Below are 14,374 nucleotides of genomic sequence, written 5' to 3' on the forward strand. Positions count from 1 at the left end.
CACGGCACGCGTTTCGACTGCGGCAGCAAGCTCGGTTACCTGAAGGCGACCGTCGAGTTCGCGCTGCGTCATCCGGAGCTCGCGGGCGATTTTCGCGCCTATCTCGACGAACGCGAAAGCGTCGTCGCGACGATCGACTAGCAGCCGGTTCAGGTGGCATCGGAGAGACGATGGACTCGAGCCGGAATCCCATGCGCGTAGGGCTTCGTCTGTGGGGCTTCTACGACTTCGAGGTCGAGGGCTGGCTTCAGGACCTTCCCGGTTCCGGAGGTCAAGCCTCGTGGGAAATCGCACGGCATCGCGACGGCGAGGGGTTCGACATGATGATCCATCTCGTCAGATCGACGTCCGCGTCGTGCGGACCGTTCTGCTGGAACTGCGTTGGCGCCGATCGGGCGATGCAGCGGTCGATCGGCAGCCCGACGACGCACCTTGCGCTTTTCTTTGGCGACGTGCGTCGTTTGCCTGCGCATCGATCTGGCCTATGGATGTTGCTCGACGGATGCAGCGAACAGGTGGCGTTGCATACGGTGGCGGAAAACGTCGTCATTCCATTGGTTTCGCATGCCCGACGGGCGAAAAGAGCGCGGCGTGCGATGGCGTTGCTGACACACGAATAATCGCTTCCCGACTTTGGCCGCCATCTTTCCCCCGTCCTAGGCTGGCCAAATGTTTTGCCCTTCATGACGTTGAGTCATGAAGGGCTTTTTTTTGCCGACACCGATCTCGCAAGCAGGGATGCAGGCAGATCGAGATAGCGGATGAGCCACCTTTGCCAATTCCGCCAACCCTTTGTCCCGATCGGACGGAACGGAATTGGACGGCGATTGCCGCGAATATGATTCGCCTCGAAGCAAGGGACGCAAGTTGGCGTGAATGACGCGATGCGAAAAGGAATGCGATGCGAGAGACGGGCGATCAGATTGCAAAGGATGTCATCGGCGGGGGCGTACGCAGGTCGCTGTTCATGGTCCCGATATGCGCGGTTTCCGTCGTGCTCGCTTCGTGCGCGGCGGCGCCCGGTCAGAAGATGACCCAGCCTGCGACCATTGACGTTGCTCACGATGCAGAAGGGATACCGCAAACCGCTCCGGTGCCGATCGTGAACATAGATACTGCGCTGATCGCACAACAGCGTGCGCTCAAGGTCGAGGACGGCGAACGCGCTGCCCGCGATCTGTCTACCGCGCCGGCACCGTATCTGGTCGGGCCTGCCGACGTGCTGCAGATCACCGTTTGGGACCATCCCGAACTCGCGATTGCGCAAGGCGCGCCGGGCCAGACTACGACTCGGACAGCGGACCCGGTCCCCGGCTTTGTCGTGGACCAGGACGGCAACCTTCAGTTTCCGTTTGCCGGCACCTTGCACGTAGCCGGACTGACGCCGGCGCAGATCCAGGAAAAGCTGCGAGCGGCATTGGTCAAGCCCTTCGAAAAACCGCAGGTCACGGTTCGTATTGCGTCGTTTCGTGCGAAGCAGGTCTTTATCGAAGGTGAGGTTCGAACGCCTGGCGTACAGCCTTTGAACGACGTTCCGATGACGCTTTACGACGCGATCGGCAGGGCCGGCGGGTTCGCGGCCACAGCCGATCAGAGCCGCCTGCTGCTCGTGCGCAACGGCAAGTCGTATCGGATCGATATGACGTCGATGTTCGAGAGCGGGTTCAACCCGGCGCAGATCGTCTTGCATAACGGCGACCTTTTGCGTGTGAAGGCGCGCGACGACAGCGGCGTGTACGTGATGGGCGAAGTGACGAAGCCGTCCACCGCGGTGCCGATGCGCGATGGAAAGCTGACGCTGAGCGACGCGCTGTCACAGGCCGGCAGTTTCAACAGCGCGTCGGCAGACCCGGCCCAGGTGTACGTGATCCGCGACGCAACGACGACGCGTCCGCAGGTCTATCACCTCGACGCGAAATCGCCGGTCGCAATGGTTCTGGCGGATCAGTTTCCGCTGGCGCCTCACGACGTCGTGTACGTCGATGGAAACGGCCTTGTTCGCTTCAGCCGCGTGCTGAATCTGTTATTGCCCGCCGTGAACGCGGGACTCACCGGGGTGATCGTCGGGAAATGATGAACAGGATTCTTGTGGTCTGCGTGGGCAACATCTGCCGCAGCCCGATGGCCGAGTACGTATTGCGCGGCCGGCTTGGCGGAATCGCGGTTGCGTCGGCAGGTCTCGATGCGCTGGAGGGATATGCGGCCGATCCCGACGCGGTCCGCGTGTCCGCCGAGCGCGGACTCGATATCACGCCGCATCGTGCACGCCGGGTCAATATGGCGCTCGTGAACGAGGCCGAGTTGATCCTGACGATGGAAGCGGCGCATACGCGCGAACTGGTTCGCCGGTATCCGACCTCTCATGGAAAAGTGTTCCGTCTGGGCGAAGCCGAAGATTTCGACGTGCCCGATCCCTATCGGAAACCGATCGACCGGTTTCACGATTCGTTCGGTTTGATCGTTCGCGGTGTCGATGCATGGACTTCGCGTATCAAGGCGCTCGCTTAGACGGATGTCAAAAACGATGAGCAATAAAATCGACAACACGACGGTCGACCTCAGCGAAGGCGATACCGACTTCGTCCGGTATATGGATGTCCTGATCGGCAGACGGTGGACCGTTGCCGCGATCTGCCTGATCGTGCTGATCCTCGGGACCGCCTATGCATTTCTCGCCCGGCCGCGCTACGAAGCCAACATCATGGTTCAGGTGGAAGAGGACAACCCCACCAGCGCAGGCTCCCTGCTCAACGACGTGTCGTCACTGTTCGATGTGAAGACCCAGGCTGAGGGCGAAATCGAAATTCTGCAGTCGCGCGCGGTTGTCGGTCAGGCCGTACAGGATCTCAAGCTTTATATCGAGGCCGCGCCGCGCTATTTCCCGCTGTTCGGCTGGCTGATCGCCAGGCATTCGAAACATCTGACGACGCCGGGTCTATTGGGTTTCGGCGGATTTTGCTGGGGCGTCGAGTCGATCAAGGTCGATACGTTCGACGTACCGGATGATCTGAAGGGCGAGCGATTCAAGCTCACGCTGCTCGATGGCGGCCGATTCCGCTTGACCGAATCGGATCTGGACACGCCGATCGAAGGCACGATCGGTCACATGGTGGTCTCCGATCAGAGCGTGGGACAGATTCGCCTGCGGGTCTCGTCGGTCAACGGCGAGCCTGGCGCGGCGTTCACTCTGATCCGGAATTCGGAGCTCAAGACTTTAGCCGAGCTGCAGAAGCAATTGACGGTCGAACAAAAGGGCAAGCAGAGCGACATCATCGTGGCATCGCTTCGCGGCAGTAACCCGGAAAAGACGGCGAGAATCCTCAATTCGATCGGATTCGCTTATGTCGCGCAAAACATCAAGCGCAAATCAGCCGAAGCGGACAAGTCCGCCGCTTTCCTCGAAGGTCTGTTGCCGAACCTCAAAGGCGATCTGGAGAAGGCCGAAAAGCGCTACAACGATTACCGGAACCGGCACGGCACCTACGACCTGGGCCTCGAGGCGCAGAGCCTGCTGCAGGAGACCGTTGCATGGCAGACCACGCTGCTGACGCTACAACAAAAACGTTCTGAACTGACCGGCACCTTTTCGCCCGATTATCCGTCCGTGCGAGCGATCGACCGGCAAATCGACGACATGCAGCAACGGCTCAAAGGCGTCGACGGTCGCATGAAGCTTCTGCCGGATCTGGAGCAGGGAACGGTCGCGTTGCTGCGAGACGTGCAGGTCGATACCGATATCTACCTCGGCGCACTCAGCAACCTGCAACAGCTGAGGCTCGTGTCGGCCGGCAAGGTCGGAAACGTGCGTCTCGTCGATCATGCGCGTGTGCCCGAAGAGCCCGTGCAACCGAAAAAGCCGCTCGTCATCGCCTTGTCGCTCATGGGCGGATGGATGCTCGGCGTTTGTGGCGCATTCGGCCGCGAGCACCTGTACGGAGGCGTGACCGATGCTCAGGACATCGAACGCTACGCGAGGCTCAGCGTCTACGGCGCCATTCCGTACTCGCAGCAACAGCGATCTCTCGACGATGCACTGCGTTCGCACAGCCGCGGTCTCTCTCTGCTTGCAAGCCGGGATCGGGCGGATCCATCCATCGAGAGTCTGCGCAGCTTGCGAACCGCCCTGACGTTCGCGATGCTGGAAGCGCGCAACAACCGCCTGCTTCTGACGGGGCCTGGACCGAGTGTGGGCAAGTCGTTTGTCGCGTCGAACCTGGCGGCGATCATCGGTGGCTCCGACAAGCGAGTGCTGCTGATCGATGCGGACATGCGGCGCGGCCACCTGCATAAGTACTTCGGTATCGCCCGGGGCCGCGGGCTGTCGAACATTCTCTCTAACCAGGCATCGTTCGACGACGTGATCAATCGCGGCGTGTCGCCAGGGCTCGACCTTGTCACCACCGGCAGCATTCCGCCGAACCCGTCGGAACTGCTGATGAGTAAGGGCATGGTTCGACTCCTCGAACGTGTCGGCGACATGTACGACCTCGTTGTCATCGACGCGCCGCCGGTCCTCGCAGTGGCAGACGCCAGCATTCTTGCAGGAAGCATGGGAACCACGTTCCTTGTAGCCCGGTTCCAGAAGACGGTGATAGGCGAGCTGACTGAAAGCGCGAAACAGCTCGAACGCGCAAACGCATCGCTAAAGGGCGTGATCTTTAACGCGGTCGATGCGCGCGCTTTCGGCTATCGCTCGAAGTACGGCTCATACCGGTATATCGCGTATCGCTACGAGCGGGCCAGAACCGCCGAGTGAGCGAGGCCGGGTGTTCCGGCTTTTTTGAAGTGAGTGAGGGATTTAGCGGAAGCACATCGCAGGTTGTGAAAAGAAGCGGGTCCGTGCGGAGCTGACGCACGGTACGGCACAAATATCTGAAGCGGGGCGTGACATGAAAATCGTTCATGTAGTCGAGACCTGGATTGGCGGAATCGCCAGCTACGTGCGTGCATTGATGATCGAGCAGCGAAACCTCGGGCACGAGGTTTCGCTGCTCTGCGATCCGATGAATGTCACGCAGGTTCAGGTGGGTATCGCGGACGTGGCGGTGCTTCATTATCGATCCAGCCGCAATCCGCTGCTGTTTCCGGTCGTCGCCCGGAAGCTGAAGCAGCTGATCGACGACATCGACGCGGACGTGATTCATTGCCACAGCACCTATCCGGGCGTTTACGTGCGCCTGGGCCGATATCGGGACACGAAGCGCGTGCTGTACACGCCGCACGCGTGGTCATTCATGAAGCGGGACACGCCAGCGGCGATCCGGCATCTCTTCGCATCGGTCGAGCGAGCGCTGTCGAAGCGATGCACGAGGATTCTGTGCATGTCGTTCGACGAAGTGCGCGCTGCCCGACGCTACCGCATTCCGCTAGAAAAAATCGATCTCGTGTACACCGGCATTTCGGCCGAAGCGGCTGTCGAGCGTGGCACCGGGCAGGCGGTAACGCAGGATGCCGGCATGTCGATTCAGGTCGGCTATTTCGGCAGGCTCGACTATCAAAAGGGATTCGATATTCTTCTTGGCGCCATACCGCGTCTGAAGGACGGCTTGCACGTGCACATATTCGGCACGGCGGTTCGTGGAGGCGTGAATCTGCGTGCCGACGATCCGTGTGTCACATACCACGGTTGGGTGGGTCCGGAAGAGACCAGCCGGGCGATGAAGCAGATGGACGTGATCGTGGTGCCCTCGCGTTGGGAGGGCATGGCGCTCGTTCCGATCGAGGCGATGCGTGCGGGGAAGGTGCTGGTTGTCTCCAATGAAGGTTCGTTGCCGGAGCAGGTGATTCATGGCTACAACGGCCTGATGTTGCGCGAGCTGACCAGCGAATGCCTGGCCGGGCAGCTCAACGCATTGTCGCTTGAAGAATGCCGTCGGATGGGCGCCAATGCGCGCCATGTATTCGATCACGCGTTTCGCGCCGATCGCTTTTTCAGATCGATGATGAGCTGCTATGAGAGCGCATGACGTGTTTCTGCTGCACGCCTATAGCCCGCGTAACAGCGGCGACGGATTGCTCGTGAAGTTGAGCCTCGAGGCCATCCGCGCGGCCGGAATACATCGGCGCGTGACGGTGGTGTGTCTCGACAAGGCGGCCTTCGCGAACTACCTCGACGATCCCGACGTCGAGCTGATTTCGCTTGCGGAGTTTGTTCTGAGGACCGCCGTTCGCGTGGTCTCGCGACGTCCTGCGATATTTTTCGGCGTCGGCGGCGGATATCTTCGCTCCGGAAATCGTGCTGAAGGATGGAAGGCACTGATCGCGCATGGCACGCAAATTCTTTGTGCCGCAATCAGTGCGGGAAGCCGGACCATTTATTTGCCGCAAAGCGTTGGACCATTCAATGGCCTGCCCGGCTTCCTTCTGAAACGGTTGATCCGACGTTGCGTCGGAACGATATTTCTGCGCGACGACAAGAGTAATCAGGAACTGCGGCACTGGCGCGGCATCAGGATCGGGGACCTCGTGGTGCTCGAGATCGCAAGGCGGGTGCAGTTGACGGTGGTGCAACCCGCAATAGACCGGCAGAAGGTGTATTTCGTGTTTCGTGACCTGAGCGGCAAGCCATACTCGGACGCTTATCTGCGAAACGTCAAACGACTGGCGCAGCTGATTCCGGACGCGGAATTCGTTTTGCAGAGCTCCGGACGCGGCAATAGCGACGACGAGTTCTACCGTCGTGTTTTCGGTATCGAGTGCCGCACGTCATTGCGCGAGGCCCTGCAACAGCGCGACGCGATCGTCGTTTCGGTGCGCCTCCACGGAAGTCTGGAAAGCGTGCTGGCGGGCGTGCCGAGCATCCATCTGTCTTACGAGCGAAAGGGCGTCGCCGCGTATCGCGATCTGGGCCTCGACGAATACGTCTTTCATGCCAGTGACTTCGATCCGGCTGCAATAGCGACGCTGGTCGAGCAGTTGCGAACCGTGCCGCATCTGTTCTGGCATCGTTTGAACACGGCATCGGCGAACCGCTACGACGAATTGCTGGAGTACATCAGGAATGAAACGCGACACTTCGATCACGCTGCTGATGGACGGAAATTTCTCGCGAGTCGGGACAGAAGTTTATAGCCCGCACATGGGCTTCGAGAAATTCGCGGCCCGTTTTACGCAGAGTTTCGACGAGGTGCGTATCGCCGCGCGCTCGTTTCCGGTAGCAAGGGCGATCGGTACGCGTGTGACCGGCGAGCGCACATCGTTCCTCGATCTCGGCGCCCATCGGGGTGTCGCTGCGTTGCTGGCCGGCATTCCGCGTCTCATCGCGCGCCTCAGCCGGACTGTCGCGGACGCCGACGTCCTGCTGATTCGCTTTCCCGGGAACATCGCGCTACTGGCGATGCTTATTTGCCGGTGGCGCGGCAAACGATTTTCGACGGAGATCGTGGCCGATCCGGCCGATTATTTCAGCGACGCGGCATCGCGGCACCCGCTGCGGCGGATCGCGCGCGCGGTGCATTGCTGGGCAACGCGATATGCCGCGACGCACGCCGAGACCGTTCGGTACGTCACTGCCTACACGCTGCAACTCGAGTATCCGGCGCATGACATACGAGGCGTCTTCGGCTTCAGCGACGTCTATCTGCCCGATTCGATGTTCGATCAGGAGGCCGCCCCGGCGAACCATCCGCAAGACAGCTTCGGGATCGTCAACGTGGCGATGATGCACAACGAAAGCAAAGGCCATACGGTGCTGATTCACGCGATAGCCCGGCTTCGCGCGCGTGGGCTCAATGTGCATGCGACCTTGATCGGAGATGGCTCGCTGCGCGAGAAATTCGTCAGGGAGGCGAAACAGGCCGGCGTTGACGGCGCCGTTCATTTCGCGGGGTCGATGGGCGGCGAGGAAGTGCGAGCGGCGGTCGCGCGGCATTCGCTTTTTGTGTTGCCGTCCTTTCAGGAGGGCATGCCGCGCGCCATGCTCGAAGCTATGGCACTCGGCGTGCCGGTTATCGCGACTCAGGTCGGCGGCATTGCCGAGGTGCTCGAAGTCAACGAGCTCGTCACGCCCGGTGACGTCGCGGGCCTGTGCGATCGCATCGAACGTCTCGTGAAAAATCCGGCGTTCCGTAGAAGCGAGGCGCAACGGCACCGCTCGATCGCCAGAAGGTTCCAGTTTTCGACGTTACAGTCGCACTATCTGACCTACTGCGCGGAGCTCAAGGCGAGGAGTGTCACGTGAAGAAGGACTTCCTTTACGTGGTGCTGGCCTCCGCGCTTCCCGCACTCGGCAACTTCGTGGCCGTCGCATTGGCCTTGCGTCACCTGGACCCGGATTGGCTCGGACGATCGTACGCATTGCTCGCGTTTTTCTATATTGCCATCGATCTTTTCAATTTCGGTTCCCCGCGCATCTTCACGATCGATCGCGTCCGGTCAAAAGTCTCGACGCTCATCTTTCTCGATGTCGCGAGTGCGGTGGGTTCGACGATCGTCTTTGCGTCGATTACGCATTTCATCGCGCAAAGGGGTCTCGTTGCCGAACCGCGTTTCGCATGCAGCCTTCTGATCGCGCCGGCATGCTTCGGACTCTCGCATTTTTCACTCGGCGTGCTGCGGCTTTACGGACGTAGTGCGGTCGTGTGCGCGGTGTCGACCGTGTCGGCGCTCAGCCGTGTCGCGGTAGTGTGGCTGATCGTCGCGAGACCCGGTCTTCAGCCGATGCTTCCCGACCTGTTGCTGCTGGTGGAGGCGGGATACGGCGCGATGCTGCTGCTGACTTATCTTATTACCGTTGTTTCCGGCGATACGTACGTGGGCGAATTCGACGCTTCGCCGGCCGGCGCCCGAAAATTCAATCCGTGGACATTCGGCTACCTTGCTTTCCTCAAGGAACATCGCAAGGAGATCCTGGGAAGCTGGTATTCGAATGCGGTCTTTTCCGGCGCCAAGCATGCGGACATCATGCTTGTCACATTGGTGCTGGGGCCATCGGCCGCCGCACTGTATCGCGGTGTCAAGAGCGTCCACAATCTTGCGTTCAATAGCGGCCAGGCGTTCGCCCTCGTCGTTGCGAGCAGGCTTGGCGGTGCGATGTCGTCGTTACGGACGGTGCGGCGCGCGCCGTTCGCATTGGGAGCCGTCGGCGGCGTTGCATTGGTCGTGTGGGCCAGTTGGGTCGCGCTGCGTGTTCACCTGTTTCCCACGGCTTCGTTGGGCGAACCGATTCGTCAATTCGCTTTCATGTTCGCTGCGTTTCTCGGCGCCGGCGTGATCTTCGTTTGCAGAATCTATTCGCTGCACGTTTTCTCGATCGATCAGCGGTCGTTTGTCAGGCTGTCCTCACTCGAGGCCGGAGCGTCGCTGCTGCTCGTCACTATGCTGTCCTATGGGCTCGGACTGATCGGCGCGACGCTGGGGCCGGTGCTCGGCGGAGCACTCGTGCTCGGCCTGTCCGCGCGGCTAAGCACGAAACGCATTGCGGTTTCGGCGTGAATCCCGATTTGAGACTGGCGTGAACAATGAAACGACGGAGATTGCTTGAAGCGGCTGCCGCTGTTTCGTGGGCCGCGCTGCCGGGCGGGCATGCGCTCGCGGCAGCGGTAGCGGGGCAGCCGGCGGCACCCGTGTCGCGGAAATACGTGTTCGCGCATTACATGGTTGCGTGGCCGAGGGGCGGCCCGCACGCGGTGCTCGAGGACTACGCCGCGGAGATACGCGATGCCATCGCGCATGGGATCGACGGATTCGCGCTCAATTGCGGCGGTTGGCATGCGAGCGAACCGCAGTACAAACAGCGCGCCCTGCTTCTGTACGAGGCGGCCAAAGGCTTTTCAGGCCGCTTCAAGCTCTTCGTCTCCATCGACGGGAACGCGCAGAACGAACTCGACGATATCGTCGCGACCACACGCGGTCTGGATGCGCAACTGATGCAGGACGGCAGACCTGTGTTGTCCGCATACGGACTCGGCGGTAGGGATCCGGGACGATGCGACGCACTGATCCGTCAGGCGCGTCAGCTCGGCGCGTGGTTCATACCGCATTTCTCGCCGAGCAGGGGAGAAGCGGCGATCGGGCCGGAGCAGGCAGCGGAGATCTCGAAGCGGGCCGCATCCGCTGACGGTTATTTCTTTTTCGGCGCGGCGGCATTGCCGGATTCGCTGGCTCGCTCGATCAGGTTGCTCTCCTTTACGCTCAGGCGTGAAAGAAAGGCGTTTATGGCGCCCGTCACGCCTTACTATCGGGGCCTCGCATCCGGCACCAACTATCGCGCGTTCGAAACGAATGGCTTCAATGGCATGGCGGACGAATGGCAAGCAGCGATCGACGCCGACGTGGACTGGGTGCAGATCGTGACGTGGAACGACTGGGCCGAGTCCACATACGTCGCACCGATCGGCTCGACGTCCAGCGCGCTCGTGTACAACAAGCGGTTTGGCATTTTGTTGAACCATACCGGCTATCTCGATGCGAGCCGCTATTTCATCGATTGGTTCAAATCGGGCATTAAACCGGCCATCGAGCGTGACGAGATATTTTATTTCTACCGGCTGCATCCGGTCGATCTGCAGACTAACCTGATCGATGCAATCTCCAGCCGCGCGGCGTATCCGCCGCGCAGCACGGGGCGACTAACGTCCTATATCCATGTCACAGCATTCGTCGCTCAGGACGCGAGTCTGCAAGTGACGTGCGGACCGAATCGCTGGGTGTTGCCGTTGCATGCAGGTTTCAATGAAGCCGCGTTCCCGTGGACGCCCGGGCGGCCAAGCTTCATTCTCGTCAGAGAGGGTCAAGCGGTCCTGCAGAAGGTGGGTGAAGAGACGATCACGCGCAACGACTATAGTGGTGCGTTCAATTACTTTAGCGGAAGCATGAGAGGACCCGTGTTGTAAAGGCGCTTGCTTGCACCGATGCGTAGCACCGAATGCGAGCGGCGCAAGCAAGTTTGTTTTGATCCGCCAATAGCGGAGAGCAATCGGCCGTATGTATCGACTGGTCGCTGCAGGAATTTACGATGGTGTATCGAAGCGGGCCTCGTTGCGGCAGAGGAGCATGAAATGGAGTACGCAGTCGGTATAGTTGGTCAAGCGATGCACCGAACTCCCGGTGCGGGCAAGGCAATCGTGCCGCGCCCGCGGCGCATCGCACTCGTTTTGCTGAGCGGTTTTTCGCTGATGTACTTTGGGCGTGTGGTCGAGACCTTCGACGTCGCCAATCGGCTTTGCGACACAGGCGATCGCATTGACGACACATATGAACTGTTATTTCTCTCCGCCAACGGCGGTGCGATCCGATCTTCGTCCGGCGCGCTGATCTGGTCGGATTCGATCGAAACACGTTATGGCGGCAGCATTCATGCGGTCTTTGTGCTTGGCGGAGAGGCGGAAACGACTGGCACGGATGAGCGTTTGTTTGCATGGTTGCGTCGTGCTTACAGGCAGAGCGTGGCGGTTCAGGCAGTCGGTGGCGGCCGCGGTGTGCTGGAGTCCGCCGGACTTGGCTGCAAAAGCGCTGTTGATGAGAATGCCGCCCATACCGGTGCGATACGGAGGCCGATGGACGAGCCGCACGTGGGTTGCGATGCCGACGACGCGCTCACCGACGCGCTATGCGTCGTCGGCCGAGACTGCGGAGACGAGACTGCGCGGGAAGTCGCAGCGCGGCTGATGCTCGCTTCGGCGTGTCGTCTGACCGGACCGGACGGATCGTGCTGACAGACACGGCGATCTTGTCCGTTGACGAACCCCCCGGCAATGCGAGAACGCTGTCACGCGCAGTGTTGAACGTGCTTACTTCGACGAGCGTCAATCGGGCCATGCGCGCAAGCGGGCAATGATGCATTTAAAGCGCTAAAAACGCTTGCATTTCACGTACGCAAAACTATCTTTAGTTTACAAAATGACTCCTGGCTCGGCACCGGAGGAGACCCATGCCGGCTACACGTACGATGATTGCGCGTCGCGCCGGCGTCAGTGTCGCCACGGTGGATCGCGTGTTGCGCGAAGACCTGGGTGTTCGCCCCGAAACAGCCGAACGCGTTCATCTCGCGCTTGCGACGCTGCGCGATGAGCGCGCGAGCCGCGGCCGGCCGTCGAAAACCACTTCATTCCGTGTCGCTTTCGTTCTGCCGCAAATCAACTCCCGCTTTCTTGCTCAGGTCGAACGCGATATCGCGTTGTCGGCCAGTTTCTTTCGCGAGCATCGTATCGTTCCGTCGTTCTACCGTTGCGATCTGTCGAGCCAGCGGGACGCCGTTTCTCTCGCCGGGCAACTGATCGAATACGACGCGCTCGTGCTCGTGCCGCTCGATTACCCGTGGGTCGAGAGGATGATTCAGGACATGACCGATGCGAATGTGCCGGTCGTCACGGTGTTCTCCGATCTGCCGTCGAGCGCTCGCGCTGCCTATGTCGGCGTCGATAACCGCATCGCGGGACGAACGGCCGCGTTGCTCATGGGACGCTTTGTCGGATCGCGCATCGGCACGGTGGCGGTGTTGTCCGCGTCGTCGCGGCTACACGACCAGCTCGAGCGTCGCACCGGCTTTTCACAGGTTCTCGAAGAGGACTTCCGCAACCTGCGCTGTGTCACCGAACCCGATTTCACCGAAGACGACGAGAGCGCGGGCCTCGCTGTGCAAGGGCTGATTGCCGGACATCGCGATCTGGTCGGCGTCTACGTGACGGGCGGTGGTATTTGCGGCATTGCCGCCGCGTTGCAGGAGCTCGGCGATAAGGCGCGCGTCGTTCTGATCGGTCACGAATGCACGGGCGACGCGCGCGCGCAGCTTTCCGAGCGCGCAATCGACGTGATCCTCGATCAGGACGTGCGCGGCATCGTCCATTGGGCGGGCCTTGCGGCCGTCAATTTTCTGAACGACGTGCGTGGGGTGCCGGGCATTCCGACACCCGAAACCCGAATTTATCTTCGTGAGAATGCGCGTGCCTGACACTCGCGACCCGCGGACCGTGTTGTGAATCCGCCAAGGCCCGAATACAGCGCCCGGCGCATGGACGCTGCCCGTCATCAGGTTGGAGACCCGAGAAAGACAAGGAGAAGACAAATGTTGCGTCTTACGTCAGCAAGGGTAATCGTGGCCGCTTTCGCGTCGATGGGGCTTTGCTTTGGATCGGCAGCGCACGCGCAAGGCAAGCAGCTAACGCTCTGTTGGGCCGCGTGGGATCCGGCCAATGCTCTGGTCGAGTTATCCAAAGACTTCACAGCCAAAACCGGCATCAATATGAAGTTCGAATTCGTGCCGTGGACGAGCTATGCGGACCGCTTCCTGAATGAACTCAATTCGCACGGCAAGCTGTGCGACCTGATTATCGGCGATAGCCAGTGGATCGGCGGTGCCGCGGTCAATGGACACTATGTGAAGCTCAACGATTTCTTCGCGAAGAACAAGATATCGATGAACGATTTCGTGCCGGCAACCGTAGTCGGCTATGCAGAGTGGCCGAAGAACACGCCGAACTACTGGGCATTGCCCGCAATGGCCGACGCAGTGGGATGGACCTATCGCAAAGACTGGTTCGCGAGACCTGAACTGCGCGCCGAGTTCAAGCAGAAATACAACCGCGAACTCGAGCCGCCGACCACGATGGACGAACTCAAGCAGACCGCCGAATTCTTCCAGGGCCGCAAGATCGACGGGAAGACCGTGTACGGCGTCTATATTTTCACGGAGCGGGGCTCGGAAGGCATCACGATGGGCGTGACCAACATGCTCTACAACTACGGTTTCGAATATCAGGATCCCAAAAAACCTTACCACCTCGAGGGCTTCGTCAATTCGCCCGGCGCCATCAAGGGGCTCGAGTTCTATAAGGCGCTCTACAAATGCTGCACTGCACCGGGCATGACGAACGCGTATATGCAGGAAGGACTCGACGCATTCAAATCAGGTCAGGTTGCGATGCAGATGAACTGGTTTGCCTTCTTCCCCGGGCTTTACAAGGATCCGAATGTCGGTGGGGACAAGATCGGATTCTTTGTGAATCCGAAGGAAGTCAAACAGTTCACGCAGCTTGGCGGACAGGGCATATCGGTGGTCTCGTATTCGGACCATAAGGCCGACGCGCTCGAATACATCAAGTGGTTCGCGCAAGCCGATGTGCAGAAAAAGTGGTGGCAGCTCGGCGGCTACTCGGCGGCGAAGTCGGTCGTCGATGCGCCTGACTTTCCGAAAAGCGCGCCTTTTGCACCAGCCTTCCTGAAGTCGATGTCGATCGTGAAGGATTTCTGGGCGGAGCCGGCCTACGCCGAGTTGTTGCTCGATATGCAAAAGCGCGTGCACGACTATGTAGTGGCCGACAAAGGCACCGCGAAAGAGGCGCTGGATCTGCTGGTCAAGGACTGGAACAAGGTCTTCAAGGCCGAAGGGAAGAACTAGGACGCCATCGACGCCGAGGCACGGCGTCGGGACGAACGA

At 60.3% G+C, this 14,374-nt stretch carries 12 protein-coding genes and 1 pseudogene; all 13 read left to right on the forward strand.

Annotated elements, in window-relative coordinates; genetic code table 11:
• Positions 1-141, forward strand: a pseudogene (locus QYH69_RS33735) (UTP--glucose-1-phosphate uridylyltransferase); the annotation flags it as partial.
• 29 nt (positions 142-170) lie between these two features.
• Complete coding sequence (locus tag QYH69_RS33740) at positions 171-620, forward strand: hypothetical protein (RefSeq protein ID WP_308836004.1); 450 nt, start codon at positions 171-173, stop codon at positions 618-620.
• Positions 621-901: 281 nt separating this feature from the next.
• Positions 902-2,074, forward strand: a complete 1,173-nt coding sequence (locus QYH69_RS33745; protein ID WP_374992555.1) for a polysaccharide biosynthesis/export family protein — start codon at positions 902-904, stop codon at positions 2,072-2,074.
• A complete protein-coding gene (locus QYH69_RS33750) occupies positions 2,071-2,508 on the forward strand; it encodes a low molecular weight protein-tyrosine-phosphatase (RefSeq protein ID WP_075159588.1) in 438 nt (145 codons plus the stop codon). The genes QYH69_RS33745 and QYH69_RS33750 overlap by 4 nt, the downstream gene beginning before the upstream one ends.
• Before the next feature lie 16 nt (positions 2,509-2,524).
• Entirely contained in the window at positions 2,525-4,756 is a 2,232-nt protein-coding gene (locus QYH69_RS33755) for a polysaccharide biosynthesis tyrosine autokinase (RefSeq protein ID WP_308836005.1), read from the forward strand.
• A gap of 133 nt (positions 4,757-4,889) precedes the next feature.
• Positions 4,890-5,966: a glycosyltransferase family 4 protein gene (locus tag QYH69_RS33760; protein ID WP_308836006.1), complete on the forward strand. Its 1,077-nt coding sequence runs from the start codon at positions 4,890-4,892 to the stop codon at positions 5,964-5,966.
• Positions 5,953-7,071, forward strand: coding sequence for a polysaccharide pyruvyl transferase family protein (locus QYH69_RS33765; RefSeq protein WP_308836007.1), 1,119 nt, complete (start codon positions 5,953-5,955; stop codon positions 7,069-7,071). The genes QYH69_RS33760 and QYH69_RS33765 overlap by 14 nt, the downstream gene beginning before the upstream one ends.
• On the forward strand, positions 7,001-8,179 hold the full coding sequence (locus QYH69_RS33770; RefSeq protein WP_308836008.1) for a glycosyltransferase: 1,179 nt from the start codon (positions 7,001-7,003) through the stop codon (positions 8,177-8,179). Before QYH69_RS33765 ends, QYH69_RS33770 begins: the two co-directional genes overlap by 71 nt.
• Positions 8,176-9,432, forward strand: a complete 1,257-nt coding sequence (locus tag QYH69_RS33775) for a hypothetical protein (RefSeq protein WP_308836009.1) — start codon at positions 8,176-8,178, stop codon at positions 9,430-9,432. The genes QYH69_RS33770 and QYH69_RS33775 overlap by 4 nt, the downstream gene beginning before the upstream one ends.
• Before the next feature lie 26 nt (positions 9,433-9,458).
• A complete protein-coding gene (locus QYH69_RS33780; RefSeq protein ID WP_308836010.1) occupies positions 9,459-10,832 on the forward strand; it encodes a glycoside hydrolase family 71 protein in 1,374 nt (457 codons plus the stop codon).
• Between the two features lie 165 nt (positions 10,833-10,997).
• The gene (locus QYH69_RS33785) at positions 10,998-11,654 is read left to right on the forward strand and encodes a hypothetical protein (RefSeq protein WP_308836011.1); all 657 of its coding nucleotides are present in this window, start codon (positions 10,998-11,000) and stop codon (positions 11,652-11,654) included.
• Between the two features lie 215 nt (positions 11,655-11,869).
• Positions 11,870-12,889 (forward strand): LacI family DNA-binding transcriptional regulator, encoded by a 1,020-nt coding sequence (locus QYH69_RS33790; protein ID WP_308836012.1) that lies wholly within the window; start codon positions 11,870-11,872, stop codon positions 12,887-12,889.
• A gap of 114 nt (positions 12,890-13,003) precedes the next feature.
• Complete coding sequence (locus QYH69_RS33795; RefSeq protein WP_308836013.1) at positions 13,004-14,335, forward strand: extracellular solute-binding protein; 1,332 nt, start codon at positions 13,004-13,006, stop codon at positions 14,333-14,335.
• The last annotated feature ends 39 nt before the right edge of the window (positions 14,336-14,374 follow it).

Source organism: Paraburkholderia sp. SARCC-3016 (genome assembly GCF_031119615.1).
GTDB lineage: Bacteria > Pseudomonadota > Gammaproteobacteria > Burkholderiales > Burkholderiaceae > Paraburkholderia.

Bases quoted from the DNA above. Each gene is read 5' to 3' on its own strand.
- QYH69_RS33785 (WP_308836011.1), top strand. From the start codon at position 10,998: ATGGAGTACGCAGTCGGTATAGTTGGTCAAGCGATGCACCGAACTCCC.
- QYH69_RS33765 (WP_308836007.1), top strand. From the start codon at position 5,953: ATGAGAGCGCATGACGTGTTTCTGCTGCACGCCTATAGCCCGCGTAAC.
- QYH69_RS33795 (WP_308836013.1), top strand. From the start codon at position 13,004: ATGTTGCGTCTTACGTCAGCAAGGGTAATCGTGGCCGCTTTCGCGTCG.
- QYH69_RS33740 (WP_308836004.1), top strand. From the start codon at position 171: ATGGACTCGAGCCGGAATCCCATGCGCGTAGGGCTTCGTCTGTGGGGC.
- QYH69_RS33780 (WP_308836010.1), top strand. From the start codon at position 9,459: ATGAAACGACGGAGATTGCTTGAAGCGGCTGCCGCTGTTTCGTGGGCC.
- QYH69_RS33790 (WP_308836012.1), top strand. From the start codon at position 11,870: ATGCCGGCTACACGTACGATGATTGCGCGTCGCGCCGGCGTCAGTGTC.
- QYH69_RS33760 (WP_308836006.1), top strand. From the start codon at position 4,890: ATGAAAATCGTTCATGTAGTCGAGACCTGGATTGGCGGAATCGCCAGC.
- QYH69_RS33745 (WP_374992555.1), top strand. From the start codon at position 902: ATGCGAGAGACGGGCGATCAGATTGCAAAGGATGTCATCGGCGGGGGC.
- QYH69_RS33770 (WP_308836008.1), top strand. From the start codon at position 7,001: ATGAAACGCGACACTTCGATCACGCTGCTGATGGACGGAAATTTCTCG.
- QYH69_RS33755 (WP_308836005.1), top strand. From the start codon at position 2,525: ATGAGCAATAAAATCGACAACACGACGGTCGACCTCAGCGAAGGCGAT.
- QYH69_RS33750 (WP_075159588.1), top strand. From the start codon at position 2,071: ATGATGAACAGGATTCTTGTGGTCTGCGTGGGCAACATCTGCCGCAGC.